This window comes from Methylolobus aquaticus (assembly GCF_054172105.1).
Genome location: NZ_JBSYXP010000007.1, coordinates 109,385 through 123,985, shown reverse-complemented (window position 1 = coordinate 123,985; position 14,601 = coordinate 109,385). Strand labels below are relative to the sequence as shown.

The following is a 14,601-nucleotide window of genomic DNA, read 5'->3' as shown; positions in this document are numbered from 1 at the left end:
CCCGTGAACCGAACGACCCCTGCACTTGCTCGAGCCAACTCGGCGGGCAGCCGCACCGCCGCGATCCAACACCATAGGGCTGCGCCGCCTGGACTCACGGGAACGGAAGAAGCCGAAAATGGGGTATGGCACCACACATCAATGTTGCACTCTGGCAACACGAAAGCCGATGAGGTTACCCACGTCGCCGGTGGCGTTACTGTTACGGTACGTGACGCGCACCAGACTTGTATCAGAATGCCAAGAACCGCCGCGCACCACCCTCTTCCCGCAGAAACCCTCCCAGCAACTCTGCGTCCATTCCCATACGTTTCCGCTCATGTCGTATAAACCCCAGGCGTTCGGCTGCTTCTGACCCACCGGGTGGGTACGCCCGCCCGAATTTTCGTGATGCCAAGCCACCGAGTCGACGCTATCACTCCCACAAAATTCGGTCTCCCGACCCGCGCGACACGCCGCTTCCCATTCATCCTCCTTCGGCAATCGGTAAACCTTGCCTGTGCGTTCCGACAGCCATGCGGTATAGGCCAGGGCATCCTCCCAGCTCACACACACTACGGGTTCATCCTCGCTTTGATCGAACTCAGGCGAACGATCCTCACTTTGTCCAAACCCTGGAGAACGCCAACTCGCACCGTCCTGCCACTCTCTGCCAGCAAAGTAGCAGTCGTTGCGCATCGGTCGACCAGTAGCCGCAACGAATCGCGAATACTGTCCCACCGTCACCTCGTATTTCCCCAACGCGACCCCCATACCCGGCAACGCCACCATCTCGGGACAGTCCGAACAACCCTTCCTGCTTGCCGCGGTCTGCCTCGCAGCCGATTTATGCGGCGTTGGGGCGGCCTTTGGTTTCGGCTTGGGTTTCGGTTTCGACGCCGCCTTAGGCGCCGGTTCCTCGTCCGGCAGGAATGCATAGACCGGGGGCATCGCTAGGCCCCACGCAAGCAACAACACCAACTGTGTTCTCACGACCCCTCCTTTCCTGTTCGCAAAAAACGCTGACCAAAGCCAGAGCGAGTCACCGCCCGCGGCCTACTCAGCCAACGCGGGCGGGGCTCAGGGGTTGACATGACCACCCGTGGACGCCCCGTGCGCGCCCGCCACCTCCGTGAACGCGGCGGTTCTGGCCGGTGGGGCGTGCTGGCCAGCCGGAACCCGTTGTTGTTGTTCGTGTTGCCGGTGTCGTTCCTGTTGCGGTTCGTGGCGCGGACGTTCTCTGGTTTGTTGTTCCAGGAGCCCCCGCGCACCACGCGCAGGCGGGTGGTCAGGCTCCCGCGCGGGATCGAATAATCCCCCGCGAAAGAGGGCTGCGCGCAAACGCCAGGTGTCGGCGTGCGCTGCATGGGCGATCCATGAGCGGATCCGTGGTGATACCTCGGTCAGTGTGACGGTACCGGCGCGATACCGGTCGCGCAGGCCGCGCAGGCGATTGGCGAACCGCCTGACGTTGTCCGGGTCGAGACGCCGCAGGCCGCCCGGCGACAGGACGAAACCCAAAAAGCGCGAGGGGTCCCTCGTCGGAAGGATTTCGGTCTTCCGCGGATGCAGCGATAACCTGCGCCGGGCCAGGAACAGCGCAATGCGCTCGCGCCACTCGGAAAGAACCGCCGGGTCGTCGTGAAACAGAGCGAAATCGTCCATATAGCGCAAATAGGGCGCACGCAGAATTTCCTTAACAAAATGGTCGAGCGGGTCGAGATAGAGATTTGCAAACAATTGGCTGGTCAGATTGCCGATCGGCAGGCCCCTGCGTCGTTCCAGCGGCGTGAACAAGTCATCGCCTGGATAATGAATGTCGACCGGCTCCTGTGGGTTTGATCCGTCGATGATGCGATCCAACAGCGCCAGGGTGGGTGCACAGGCAATACGTCGACGCAAATCCTGCTTCAATACGGCGTGATCGATCGCCGGGAAGTAGCGGTAGATGTCCGCGCGCAGCACGTGGACGTGACGGTCGCGGTACTGCTCGTAACGGGCGACCGCGCGGTGCGAACCCCGTCCGGTACGACAGGCGTAGCTGTCAGCGATGAACCCGTTATCGAATAACGGCTCGACAATGCGACACACCGCATGATGCACGACCCTGTCCCGAAATGGCGCCGCCGAAACGCGCCGGGGCTTGGGGTCCTGCACATTGATCATGGTATACCGCCCACCCCGCCAAGTGCCGGAGCGAAGTTCACGTTCCAGGTCCAGCAGATGGGTTTCCAGCCGCGCGAAAAAAGCCGCCGGCCCAGGTTTCCGCCGTTTGCCCCGCACCGCGGTCAACGCCGCGGCCCGGAGATTGGCGAAGTCGACGATCGAGTCAAACAGGTGCTTGTGTTGCTTCGCCATGGGATTTCTTCAGCCAGCCACCGACCAGCCGGCCGGTTTCATCCAGGGCCCGCACGGCAAATTCGTAGCGGCGTTCGTCAAGATGGCGCAGATCCAGCGCCAGCCGGAAGAGCACACGCAGTTTTTCGAGGTTCAGATTGACCCGCGCCAACGATCGGCTGCAGTCCCGCGTATAGGTCGCCTCGATCAGGCCGTCCAGCGTGTCCAGTGCGGCCGATTGCAGCCGGTCGCCCAGCAGGAATTTCTGTGAACGTGGGAATTTTTCAATAGTCGGGTTCAGCCACAGCAGAAATCGGTAGAACGATTCCAATGCCGGTCCCGTTCGGCGAGCCTGATGCGCATCGGTCATGATAAGGTCTACGGTTGGCAGTTCATGAGCAGGTGTTGGTCGTCAGCACCCGCCTGGGTGGTAATGAACATCGCGCGACCAGGGGGCTACGCCCCCTGGACCCCCGAAAGGCGTAAAGGGGACAAGGGATAAGGTTCAACGTAATGTCCTGGCCAGCCGGAACCCGTTGATGTTGCCCGCGACGCCGGAGTCGTTCCTGAGGCGGTCCGTGGCGCGGACGTTCCCTGGTTTGTCGTTCCAGGAGCCCCCGCGCACCACGCGGATCCCGCAATTGCCTTCCCAACAATCTTTCGTCCATTCCCAGACGTTGCCGCTCAGGTCGTAGATCCCACGGGCATTCGGTTCCTTCTTCCCGACCGGGTGTGTTCGGTTCCCCGAGTTCCCGTCATACCAGGCCACCGCGTCGACATCGTTCGAACCACAGTAGTCGTGATCCCCGCCGCCCGCCTGGCAGGCGGAAAACCATTCCTCCTCGGTCGGCAGCCGGTAATCGTGGCCGGTCTTGTCCGACAGCCAGGCCGCATAGGCGACCGCATCGTTCCAGTCGACGCAGACCACCGGATGATCCTCGGTCTGGTCGAATCCCGGCGATCGCCAGCTTCCCCCTTGTTTCCATACGCTACCGGTCCAGACTTCGCAGTCGCTGTGCGTCGCATGGCCGGTTTCGTTGATGAAACGCGCGAACTGCCCGCGCGTGACCTCGTATTTGCCGATCGCGATGTCAGCACCGGGCAGGGGAATCATCTCCGGGCATTCCGCGCAGTCCTTAATGACTTTGCCGCTCGCGCTGCGCGCGCTAGCCGCCGGTTCCCCACCGCCCACCTCTTCCACGCAAATCCGCCGGCTGCCTTCCGTGTAGCAGTTCATTTCCCGCGTCACATCCTTCCGCGCGACCGGCTTGCGCGGCGCGGGGGCGGGCTTTGGTTTCGGTTTGGGCCTGGCCTTCGGCACACTCTTGGGAGTCGCTTTCTGCGCCGGCTCCTCGTCCGGCAAGAACGCCCAAACCGGGCTTGCCGCCAAACCCAACGCGAACAGCAACACGACCGCTCGCCACATGTTCGTCGTCTCCATCCTCGCGCTTCCTCCTGCCACTGCCATATTGATTCGCCCGTCACTTGAAAGCACTGCCCCCACTCGTCGCTGCAGCCCTAGCTTGCCTGGGTTTCGGAAGGCCTGCGTCAGGTCCAAACGGGCCGGCACAGCGATACAGCCCCGGCATCATCGTCCGCGGTGGGGAAAGCCATCACCCCGCGCTTCATGGGCAGCGCTTCAAAATCTCACGCCGACCGGTCCTGACCTCGGTCACTTCCAGTGACTGTTCGCCCGGTGTATAGCGGTAGACCCGGCCGCGGTATTTCGCGGGATTCACGACGGACACGATCAGCCCGCTGGTGGAGGCCTCGATGATGCGTTCCTCACCCACGCCCTGCTTCGGCCAGTACACCGAGACGGTCGGATCCTTCACCGCCCAGGTCCCGGCGCCGGCACAGTCTTTCAGGGTCCACTTGCCGTTCAGCGGTGCGACCAGCTTTGCGCGCTCGCCTTTCAACTGACGCGACAATTCCTCCGGCCTATCCTTCAAGGCCTTGTAACCCCGGTGCGCCGCGACGAACAAATCCCGCGCCTGCTCCAGATCGCCGGCCTTCAGCGCGATCTCCGCCGCCCGCATCTTGCCATCCTGGCTCACCAGCCCCTCTGGCCCTTCCAGCGCCGCGTTCATGCCCTGGTCGATGAAAACCGCGGCCGCCGCATCACCCCGCGCCTCGGCCAGCGCCAGCTCCAATGCGCCCCTTTCGGCGTCGCCGTGCACGGTGTTCAATTGCCCCTCCAACCGCTCGACCTCACGCTGCGCGTTCTGCAGCGCCGTATCCACTTCCCGCCGCCGTTCGTCCACCAGTTCCGCCAGCGACTTGGCCTCGCCCTCCAAGCGCGCGATCTGCTGTTGCAGACTGGCCTGCTGCTCCCGATCCGGCAGCAGGCCTTGCCACAACGGGTAGCTGCCGGCCACCGCGGCGATCAGTGCGAGCGCGCCCCCCCCCAGCACGAGGCTGCGCAGCGCGTTCGGCGACAGCCGGTAAGCGCCCTTGCCACGCAAGGCCAGCCGGAATACCTCCATGTCGCCATAACGCTGCTCCCGCCGGGGCGACAAGGCCCGGTCGACGGCCAGCGACACGGCGCGTGGCACTGCCTTGACCACTTGGGTCAGCGACTCGATGCGGCCCGTCGGAATCTGCCCGGTCAGCATTTCGTACAACATGACCGCGACCGCGTACTGGTCGGCCCGGCCATCGATATCGGCCAAACCCTGTAGTTGCTCCGGCGCCATGTAGTACGCCGTGCCCAGCGCCATCTGCGTCTGCGTCATCTGGCTGGTGGAGATCAGGCGTGCGATGCCGAAGTCCATCACCTTGACCTTGCCGTCTTCGTTCAACCAGATGTTCTCGGGCTTGATGTCGCGGTGCACGGCGGTCTTGTCGTGCGAATAGGCCAGGCCGTGACAGACCTGCTCGGTGATTCTCAGGGCCTCGTCCACCGGCATGGTCTTGCGCAGCCCCTTCAGCGTGTTCAGATAAACGCGCAAGGTCTGCCCGCGCAGCAGTTCCATCGTCAGGAAGGTATGCGGGCCATCCTGTTGCACGTCGAACACCGTGACGATGTTCGGATGGGACATCTCGCTCGACAGTCGCGCTTCGGCCAGAAACCGCTCGTGGGCCTTGGGCCGGGCGAACATCGCCGGCAGCAGCACCTTGATCGCGATGTCCTTGTCGCGGTTCTTGTCGAAGGCCCGGTAGACGGCCCCCATGCCGCCGGCGCCGATCTGCTCCAGAATCTCGTACCGCCCGCCCCCCAGCGTCTGACCCGGTTTCAGGGCCACGCCGGGCGCGCCGGCGGCCGGGCCGCCTTCCACCCGCGTATAGCTCGCCTGGGCCAGGGGCAGGTCGGCCAGCATCGTCTGCGACAAATCGCTGCCGGTCGGCAACGCCGGCCCGCCGAGCAGGCTCTGCCGCGCGTCGTCGAGTTCGTCCAACTGCCGGCGGTACTTGGCGCGCAGCGCCTCCGTCGGCGCGCTGGCCAGCCGCTGTTCGATCTGCTGGCGGCGCTCGGCGACGGCCTGTTCAACCTCGCCGGGCGCCTGGGCGTCGGACAGTTCCAGCACATGCAGTGCTTCGTCTCGCGTCAATGGCATGCGGTTCTCTCTTCTTCAGTCATCTCAAGCTTCCGGCCGGAGCCGTCGCACGACAGTGGCCGAGTCGGTGCCGTGTATTCGTCCCGGCCGTTCGACCAGGGGGCTGCGCCCCCTGGACCCCCGCAAGCGGTAAAGCCGTAAAGCCGCACGCATTAACGCAGCGTCCTGGCAACACGGAACCCGAAGTTGCTGTTCGTAACACCCCCGGTGAGGTCAAAGCTGCGAATGGCAGCGCGGACGCTAGCTGGCTCAGCGAGCCAGGAACCGCCGCGCAGCACGCGCCGCCTGCAATCGCCATCCCAACAACTATCGGTCCATTCGAAAACGTTGCCGCTCATGTCATAGAGCCCCCAGCCGTTCGGCTGCTTCTGACCGACCGGGTGAGTCGTGTTGCCCGAATTGCCGTCGAACCATGCCACAGCGAAAATGTTGTCCGAACCACAATACTCCGACCGCCCGCCGGCCTGGCACGCCGCATACCACTCCTGCTCGGTCGGCAAGCGATAGTCCTTGCCGGTTTGCTGGTTCAAACGCACCAGATACTCCTGGGTATCGTTCCAGCTGACCTGTTCCACCGGACAGTCGTCGCAACCGCTGAAGCCCGAAGGGTTGTTGCCCATCACCGCGCGCCATTCGCCCTGAGTGACCTCGTATTTGCCCATTTCGATGCCGAGCGAGGGCAGTTTCACCATGACCGGTACGCCGGGTGCAGCCGCACCCCCCGAGGTTTCATCGCTGCCCCCACCTGACCCCAACCGGTTCCGCGCCAGCCGCGCGAAACGGCCCTTCGGGTACTGCTCCAGGTAGGCTTCGAAATCCGCCGGATTGGCGCTGTCCTTGATGCTGTCCCAGAACATCAACTCGGCACTCCCCGCACCGCCCCGGGGCGCCGTTGGGGTCGCCTTGCGCGAGACTGGTGGCGCCTTCGGCTGCGACTTGGGCTTCGGTTTCGAACTGGGTTTCGCCGCCGCCTTCGGCGCCGCCTCCTCGTCCGGCAAGAATGCATAGACCGGCGCGGCTACCCCGATGCCGACAGCCAGCAGCAGGCCCGCGCGCCACCTGTTCGTCGTCTTCATCCTCTCGTTTCCTCCCGATTCAAAATCGAGCCCGGCCGGGACGCACCCGTCGTCAGTTATTGATGGCTGCGCTTTCCACCCAGCGGTGCTGCGCTTCCCAGTGGTCGCCGCCCTCCGCTGCGCCATCCCGCAGGCTGTGGGCCACCTCCCGCCCGGTCGACGGATCGCGTGCGGTGACGCGAACCAGACCATCCCGCCCAATGGCCACAGTGACTTCCAGCGGCGCATTCCGGCGCGGATGACTGAGCGGGCCGAAGGTGAAATGGCCCAGGCTGCACTCTTCCGGCGGCTCGCCGCGCCGCTGGACGAATTCGAGCACGATGCGGGTCTGATCATCCCGGTTGGTGTAAAACGTCCGCGTGTACGACACCGGCAAAGGTGCGTTGCGGGCGATCAGCGCTTCGAGGCCCGGCCGGTTGTGACGCCGGTCCCAGACCCGCAGACACAGTTCCGCGCCGGTCACTTGTTGTATCAGCGCATCCAGGCCACCCGCGCGCGCCTGGCGTTCGGCCAGTACGGCCGCGCCGAAGGCGACCGCCTGATGCGGTTGTTTGAGGAGGAGGCTACCCGGAGCGTGCCCGGACACGCGCGACAACTCGCTGGCGACTTGGGGCAGCAAGGATGACCCACCGGTCAACAACATGCGATCGATGTCACGCCACGCTAGGCCCGCCGCCTTAAGGCACCGCTCGCATGCAGTCAGTGTCTGCGCAACTGCCTCCCGAGCGAGGCTATCGAATTCCGGCCGGGTCAACAGGAATTCATACGGTGCGCCGAACAGCAGCAGGGTTTGCCGCACTTGCGCGACCCCCGGTTTCGACAGTTTGATCTTGCTGTCCTCGGCCAGCCGCCGCAATCGCTGGGCCGACGCCGGATCGGCGACCGGCGAGCGCAGCCCCCGTCGGTGGTATTCGGCGGCAACGCGCTGCATGATGCCTTCATCGAGCGTCCGACCACCGAGCTGCGAGACGCCGTCGCTGGCAAGAACATACAGGCCCTCCGGCCCGGCTTGCAGCACGGTCACGTCGAAGGTGCCGCCGCCGAAGTCGTAAACCAGCAGGGTGCGCTCGCTGGCGCCTTCAGCCAGCCCGTAGAACGTGGCAGCGGCGACCGGCTCTTCCACCAGTCGGACGGCGGGCAGGCCCGCCATCGTCGCTGCCCGCAGGGTGGACTGGCGCTGCCGGTCGGTGAACTGGGCTGGCACGGTCACGACCGCCGGCCCGAGCTCCTCGCCGGAAAAGGTATCGGCGTCCTGCAACAGCTTTTTCAGGATCAGCGCCGACAAGGCCTCGGCCGTCCAGGCGCGGCCCAGGTGATCTTCGTAGCGCCACGCGGGATCGCCCAACCGCGCCTTGATGAAACGCGCCAGGTTCAGCTCCGGGGCATCGTCGAGCAATTCCTCCGCGGCACTGCCGATCAGATAGCCCTCGCGCCCGATGTAGGCGACACTCGGGGTTCGGAAGGCGTTCGCATCGTGCAAATCGGGAAAAAGCGCGGGCTGGCCGTGCGCGTTGACATGGGCGATCATCGAGTACGTCGTGCCCAGATCGATGCCGGGAAAGATCACAGGCCCTCCCCACCCATACGAGCGACGCGCGCCGTCAGCGCGCCGGCTTCCAGCCCCAATTGGTCGATCCGTTCCCGGAGCTTGCCGATTTCCGGTCCCAGCGGACGCAGTTCCTTCAACTTGGCCTCGATGGCGCGCAGTTTTGTTTTCGCGTCCCGCCGATCGCGTTCGACCCGCTGCGCCTTTTGGTCTTGGGCGTACCGCAGGGCCTGATCGAGCTGTGCGAAACCCTCCTTTTTGCCGTCATCGACCACTTGCTGGAGCCGTGCCAATCGGTCGCGCAGCAACTCCGAGAGGGTCCGACTCAGCTCGGTTCGCAAGGCTTCGCGGACTTTTTCGATTTCCTTGTCGACCTGTTCGGCCTCGTCCTTCCGCCAAGCCATGTAGGTGTAGATCACCGCGCCGATGAAAAGCGCCAACAGCACCACGCCGAAGGCACCGGCCTGGCGGATGTTGAAACCGACGAAGCCGCCGACCAGCGACAACAACATCATCGCGACGAACACGATCCGGCGCCCTTCTGCCAGCCGCTGCCAGAAACCGCGCCGGGGCAGTTCGCCACGGTAGCGAAGGTCCAGAACCAGGGTTTCGTCGATTCCTTCGGCCAACGCGCGATCATCGGGTGCCGTTAACGATAAGTTGCGCGCAGTGGCGCCGATTTCCGACAAGACGGGCCCCGCCTGCTGCCGCAATTGCTCCATGGCGTCACGAAGCAGCACACAATCCTCGGACACCTGTTGGCGCAACACCCTAACCAGCCGCTTTTGAAAACCCGCCAGCACCTCGGGTTTGAGCAGCAATCGGACGTGCTTGCGCGTCAGCTCACGCTCCAGGTCATCGCCATGCAAACTGGCCAGGAAATGCTCGACACACTGACCAACCTCGCCGGATCTCAGCAAGGATTTCCGACCCTTCTCACGCAAGGCTTGCAGCACACGGGTCAGTTCGTCCGCCAGCCGGGAACGGTATTGGTCGACCGTCAGTTTCACATCCACGGCGCGCGACGCTGCATCCGAGGCGCGCTCCAAACGCGTCTCGCGCAGATGCCGGGACTCCAACTGGCGGAGGTCGGTCTCGAAGCGTTCCGCGACCATGTCGAGTACGCCGCGGCAACGCCGCTGCAAGCCTTGCAAGCCCAGTGCGTGACGCAATGGGTGCCCCGGGCCCGCAACGATGAAGTCCGGAATGAATGCCGACTGCGCGTTTTCCAAATGGATCAGGGGCAGGACCGGCGCCGGCAGTGCCTCGGTCAGCGTTTGCAGGGTTCGTCCGGGGCCGGCCGCCGGCCCGGTCAGCACTGGCCATACCGCCAGCGCGTTGCGTGCCAGCAAGCTCAGCGTTTCGACTTGGACGGCCTCCCACGCCTGGTCGGCAGGTGCTGCCACCACCAACACGCCGAGGCGCTCGGCGATCGACCGAAACAGCCCCGGCTCCGTCGCGACCAACCCGACATCGGCCGGCACCAGCAGTGTCATGTTCCGCAGGGGTGGCGGGGCTTGGAGGCCGATTCGGAGCGGTTCAAGCAAGCCAGCGTCCACACCTGCCGCCGACAGCCGCTGGTTGATCGCTTGCAGAAATAGGCTTGCATCGGAATAGTCGTCGGGTTGTGCCGTCTCGGAGGTGATCGTGTAGCCCTGCTCCTGCAAGCGAATCTCGAGCCAGGACAGAGGCTCGGACAGCTTGACCTGAACCTTGGACTGTTGCGGCCCCATCAGCCAGGTGAGCGCAGTCGCCCGCGCGGCGGGTGTAACCCCCACCAAGATCAGCGTGAGCTCGGGACGCAACCGAAGCGAGGCGGCTACACCACGCGCCGCGTCCTGAAGCGGCGTTGCGGCTTGCCCGCGTTCCAGCCCCCGCGCCAGATCTTCCAGCGCCTGCGGCACTGCATACAAGGCCTCGGTGAGCGGCTGCACATCCATAAGCTTTTCATAAAGTGAAGAAAACGCGCCCGCCAGTGCATTGACAAGGCTGCCAGCTAGGGATATTAACCCAAGTAACCAAAGGCATACGATGGCGACTGCGTCAACAACCACGAGCTTAAGGAGCACGATATGGCCGAACGCATTTCCGAAGCCCTTGACATCGCGAATCAGGAGGCGGAGCGTGCGCGTGCCGCAGCGGATCGCAGCGATGATGCTGCGCAAGCTGCCCAGCACGCCCAGGAGGCGGCACAGCAGAGCGATCAGTCCGCCTCGCAACACGCGGATCACGCCGACCAACATGCCCAGCAGGCCGCGACTGCACGACAAGCGACCGAGAGCGATGCGGAGTCGGCCCACCAGTCCGCCGACGAAGGTCAGACAGCGGCCCGTGGGGCGCAGGATGCCGCGCACCAGGCCGAGGATCAGGCACAGCTGGCAGCCGGCTCGGCTCAGGAGGCGCAGAGCCAGGCGCAGACAGCCCAGCAGCATGCCTTGGAAAGTGAACAGCAGGCACAGGCGGCCGGGCAGGCGGCCGCCCATGCCGAAGACGCCGGCGCACAATCGGAACAAGCGGCGCTGCAGGCGCAGGATCATTCCGAGCAGGCCGGTCAAGCGGCCTACCAGGCTGACTCGGCGGCCCAAACTGCCGATCAATCGGCTCAGGAGGCGGGCAGCCATGCCGGGCAGGCGGCCGGGCACGCTGAAGAGGCGGGCAGCCATGCGCAACAAGCGGGCAGCTCAGCCCAGGAAGCCCAGTCGCAAGCGTCCGTCGCAGGACAGTCGGCGGATCAGGCACGCGAGCAAGCCAGCCAAGCGGAACAGTCGGCCGGCACCGCTCATGCCAATGCCGATGACGCATCGCAGGCGTCCCAAACCGCGGACCAACACGCGACGGAAAGCGGCCAGCACGCGAGTGAGGCACAGGCGCACGCAAGCACGGCCGAGTCTCAGGCCAATGAGGCTACCAGCCAGGCTGGCGAGGCAGCCGCCTTTGCATCACAGGCGGCCGACGGTGCGCAGACCGCTCAGTCCGCGGCGTCCGAAGCCGCGGGCCTCGCGGAGCAAGCGGGCGCCTCGGCTCAGACGGCGCAGAGCGCCGCGCAGGATAGTGAGACCCAAGCCAGTCAAGCCGGCGATGCTGCGGGTCGAGCACAGACCGCACTCAGCAGTCTGGAACAGACCTCCGGGGAGGCGACCAGCGTACTCGGCGAGATCCAGCGGTTGTCGGACCTTACCCAGGAACACGCGAACCAAGCCCAACAGCACAGCCAGCAGGCCAGCCAGCAGACCCAGGAGATCGAGCAGCAACTGAGCGAAGCACAGACGACGCACGGGCAGATTCAGGACGCCCAGCGTCAGGCCGACGAGTTGCTTTCGCAACTCAAGCAGGTCTTGAGTGAGAGCGAAACAGCCAAACAGGCGGCAGAAGAGGCCAAGGCGGAAGCCGAGAGGCTGCGCGATCAGGCGAAGGAAGCGACCGAGCGCACGGAGAATGCCTCGCGCTCCTCGGAACAAGCAGAAGCGACGGCCAACCGTGCCGCAGCCGAGGCGGAGATTGCCGCGGCGCACACTCGGGCCGCGCTGACGCGCGCCATGGCCATGCTGTAGTAACCCTTAGCCCGGTTTTTTCCCATGCCCAGAGTCTTGTGGATTGGTGGCCGTCAAGTTGACATCGATAGCCTGAGCGTCTCCGAACGGCTCGGTCTTTACAACCAGTTATCCGTTGCGAAAGGGCTCTCGCACGGTGCCGACCCGGCACTGCTCGACGCGCTGGAGTCGCGCCGCAGTACCTACACCGATTTGGCGCGCGATGCCCTTGATTCAGCGAAAGACGTCCGGCAGTACGGTGAGGATGCCGCGTGGTTTTCCGCTGTGGCACAAGGTGCTGCCGGTGTCGAATCCCTGAAAGGTGCGGTCGATGCAGCCGCAGCGGCGGGCAAACATGTGCCCGGGGCGAAACCGCTCGCGGAAGCCTGGGGCATCGGTACCAAAATAGGCGATGCGATGAGCGCGTGGAATAGTGACCAACCGGGCAAGGCGAGTTGGAAACTGTTGGAGATGGTCGCGCCGGAGCTGGTCCCCGACAACCTAAAGGGCTTCGTCAAGGCCAGCATGAAATTGCATGAAGCCGGCTACGAAGCCCTCGATGGCAACGCGGAAAAGGCCGCGGCCAAGGCGCTGAGCGCCTATTCCAGCGCCACTGACAACCAATCGCTCGGAGATGGCGTCAACCTTTACAGCGCGGTCCGTGATAGCCAGAAGGGAACGGCGCATTTTTTGGAGGCGGGCGCTGAACGCGATCGACTCAGCGCTATCGCAGCCGACGGGGCGGAGGCCAGCGGGAACATCGCCCAAGACGCGCACGGGAGAGCTCAGCATGTCGGGGAACTGATCAGCATGATTCGAGCTGGCCACGACCCCGCGACGGATCATGCCTTGGGCGCGTTGCGCGAGAGCCTGCCGAGCGATCTGATACCCCACGATCTCATCGATCGCTCAATCGGTAAGTTGCGCGGAGAGGCAGCGTCCCAAGCGGCGAAGACCGGCGGCAGTTTCCTTGGCTATACCGCAGCCGGCGACAGTAGCTCGGTCAGCGCAGCGGCCGATCGTTCCGAGCAGGCAGCCGATCAGTCGTCCGATCACCGACAGTCGGCCGACAGCGCCCTGACCCACAGTGAGGCGGCCGCTCAGGACGTTGCGGCACAATCCCAACGTAGCGGCGGCGCCGGACGAGAGGCCGAGGCTGCGGCAGGGGAGGCACAGCAGGCCGCTTCCAGGGCCGAATCAAACGCCCAGCAAGCCGACCAAGCGTCAGGCGAAGCAAACACGCACAGCTCCACGGCAGATGTCCACGGGCGAGTGACCGTCGATCATTTGGCGGACGCTACCGAACGAGTACAAGAGGCTGGCGGGAGCAGCGAGTCCGCCGCGCATCGGGCTGAGGAAACGCAGGCACAGACCGATCAGGCGACGGCCGCCAGAGACGCGTCGCACGATAGCATGGGACACGCTGTGACGGGCGCGCAACAGGCGCATGAATCATCCAGCGTGGCGGATTCAGGCCAACAGCAGGCGCAGCGCGGTTCGCATGAAGCGGCTGAACAGGCGCAGGCCGGACAGCAGTCAGCGAGTCTTTCGGCGAACCAAGCCACCGACGCGGAACAGGCGCAAGGCCACTCACACGAAGCCGCGCAACAAAGCGACGCCAAATCCGTCGATGCCGGTAGCAGCGCGGACGACGCGCACGCTTCCGGACAGGAATCTGAATCAGCCGCGACGGACGCGGCACAGTCAGCGACCACGGCCGAAGACAGCCGAGCAGAAGCGCAACAACAAGTGGTGCAGGCCGGCGATGCTTCGGATGAGTCCGAGGTCCAGACCCAGACGGCCATCCAACAAAAGGATGAGGCTCAACAGCAGTCGCAGACCGCCGAGCACGAAGCAACCAATACGGGAGAGTTCAGCAGCCAGACCTCGACGGACGCTCAACTGGCAGAGAGTCAGGCGGGTGAGACTCAGGGAGCTCAGGCGCAAACAGGACAGTCGGCGCAGAGCGCAGCTCAGTCGGCCGACACGGCGGGAGAGGTGCAATTGCAAGGCAGCGATGAACTGCAACAGGTACAGCAGACATCGGATGAGGCCGGCACCGTGGCTCAAATGGCAGAAACGCAGCAGGGCGAAGCCCAGGCGGCAAGTCAGGCGGTCGAGCAGTCATTGGCCTCGGCCAACGGGTTAGTCCAGCAGATACAGGGCGTATTCGATCAATCGCGTTCAGAAGTCGAACAACTGCAGCAAAAGCTACGTGAGGCTGAAGAGCTCCGTCGCCTTATCGAGTCGATCCGGGAGGACACCCGGCGCCTTCGTGACGAAACGCAGTCGTTGATGGATGAGGCCGAAGAGCTATCCCAGCAGGCGGAAGCCGCCGAACAAACGTCAAATGCGAGCGCGATGAGTTCCGAGACGGCTGCCGCGCGCGCTCAGGCCGCAATCGGACTTGCGATGGGGGCCTTGTAGCCTGGACCTCCCGTTGGACCGACTCGTTGCGGCGAGCCCGGTTAGCGATGCGCTGATCGAGGGTCTTCCCCATGGTGATGGATACTTGAGCGACTCTGGACGATTTCGCCGTTACGCGACGGCGACTTTCCGGACTGAAGACGATTCAT

At 64.5% G+C, this 14,601-nt stretch carries 10 protein-coding genes and 1 pseudogene; 2 read left to right on the top strand and 9 right to left on the bottom strand.

From position 1 onward, the window contains the following. Positions 1 to 138 precede the first annotated feature (138 nt). The 9 genes and pseudogenes from ACW73L_RS11395 to ACW73L_RS11355 all read right to left on the bottom strand — a co-directional run bounded on the left by ACW73L_RS11395 (position 139) and on the right by ACW73L_RS11355 (position 10,978). The gene (locus ACW73L_RS11395) at positions 139 to 972 is read right to left on the bottom strand and encodes a formylglycine-generating enzyme family protein (RefSeq protein WP_498922073.1); all 834 of its coding nucleotides are present in this window, start codon (positions 970 to 972) and stop codon (positions 139 to 141) included. Continuing rightward, positions 969 to 1,346, bottom strand: coding sequence for an SUMF1/EgtB/PvdO family nonheme iron enzyme (locus ACW73L_RS11390; protein WP_498922275.1), 378 nt, complete (start codon positions 1,344 to 1,346; stop codon positions 969 to 971). Before ACW73L_RS11390 ends, ACW73L_RS11395 begins: the two co-directional genes overlap by 4 nt. A gap of 154 nt (positions 1,347 to 1,500) precedes the next feature. Continuing rightward, a pseudogene (locus tag ACW73L_RS11385) lies at positions 1,501 to 2,145 on the bottom strand (RNA-directed DNA polymerase); the annotation flags it as partial. Between the two features lie 163 nt (positions 2,146 to 2,308). Beyond that, positions 2,309 to 2,686, bottom strand: coding sequence for a diversity-generating retroelement protein Avd (gene avd / locus ACW73L_RS11380; RefSeq protein WP_498922071.1), 378 nt, complete (start codon positions 2,684 to 2,686; stop codon positions 2,309 to 2,311). A gap of 135 nt (positions 2,687 to 2,821) precedes the next feature. After that, positions 2,822 to 3,757, bottom strand: coding sequence for a formylglycine-generating enzyme family protein (locus tag ACW73L_RS11375; RefSeq protein ID WP_498922069.1), 936 nt, complete (start codon positions 3,755 to 3,757; stop codon positions 2,822 to 2,824). A 184-nt stretch (positions 3,758 to 3,941) separates the two neighbouring features. Next, entirely contained in the window at positions 3,942 to 5,873 is a 1,932-nt protein-coding gene (locus ACW73L_RS11370) for a serine/threonine-protein kinase (RefSeq protein ID WP_498922067.1), read from the bottom strand. A 152-nt stretch (positions 5,874 to 6,025) separates the two neighbouring features. Further along, complete coding sequence (locus ACW73L_RS11365) at positions 6,026 to 6,949, bottom strand: formylglycine-generating enzyme family protein (RefSeq protein WP_498922066.1); 924 nt, start codon at positions 6,947 to 6,949, stop codon at positions 6,026 to 6,028. Positions 6,950 to 7,001: 52 nt separating this feature from the next. Continuing rightward, positions 7,002 to 8,516 (bottom strand): Hsp70 family protein, encoded by a 1,515-nt coding sequence (locus tag ACW73L_RS11360; protein ID WP_498922065.1) that lies wholly within the window; start codon positions 8,514 to 8,516, stop codon positions 7,002 to 7,004. Continuing rightward, positions 8,513 to 10,978, bottom strand: coding sequence for a hypothetical protein (locus tag ACW73L_RS11355; RefSeq protein ID WP_498922063.1), 2,466 nt, complete (start codon positions 10,976 to 10,978; stop codon positions 8,513 to 8,515). Before ACW73L_RS11355 ends, ACW73L_RS11360 begins: the two co-directional genes overlap by 4 nt. Between ACW73L_RS11355 and ACW73L_RS11350 the strand changes: the two genes are divergently transcribed. Together ACW73L_RS11350 and ACW73L_RS11345 are read left to right on the top strand one after the other, a co-directional pair. Continuing rightward, positions 10,931 to 12,046: a hypothetical protein gene (locus ACW73L_RS11350; RefSeq protein ID WP_498922062.1), complete on the top strand. Its 1,116-nt coding sequence runs from the start codon at positions 10,931 to 10,933 to the stop codon at positions 12,044 to 12,046. The two genes, ACW73L_RS11355 and ACW73L_RS11350, sit on opposite strands and share 48 nt — an antisense overlap. A 24-nt stretch (positions 12,047 to 12,070) precedes the next feature. Continuing rightward, positions 12,071 to 14,452: a hypothetical protein gene (locus ACW73L_RS11345; protein WP_498922061.1), complete on the top strand. Its 2,382-nt coding sequence runs from the start codon at positions 12,071 to 12,073 to the stop codon at positions 14,450 to 14,452. The last annotated feature ends 149 nt before the right edge of the window (positions 14,453 to 14,601 follow it).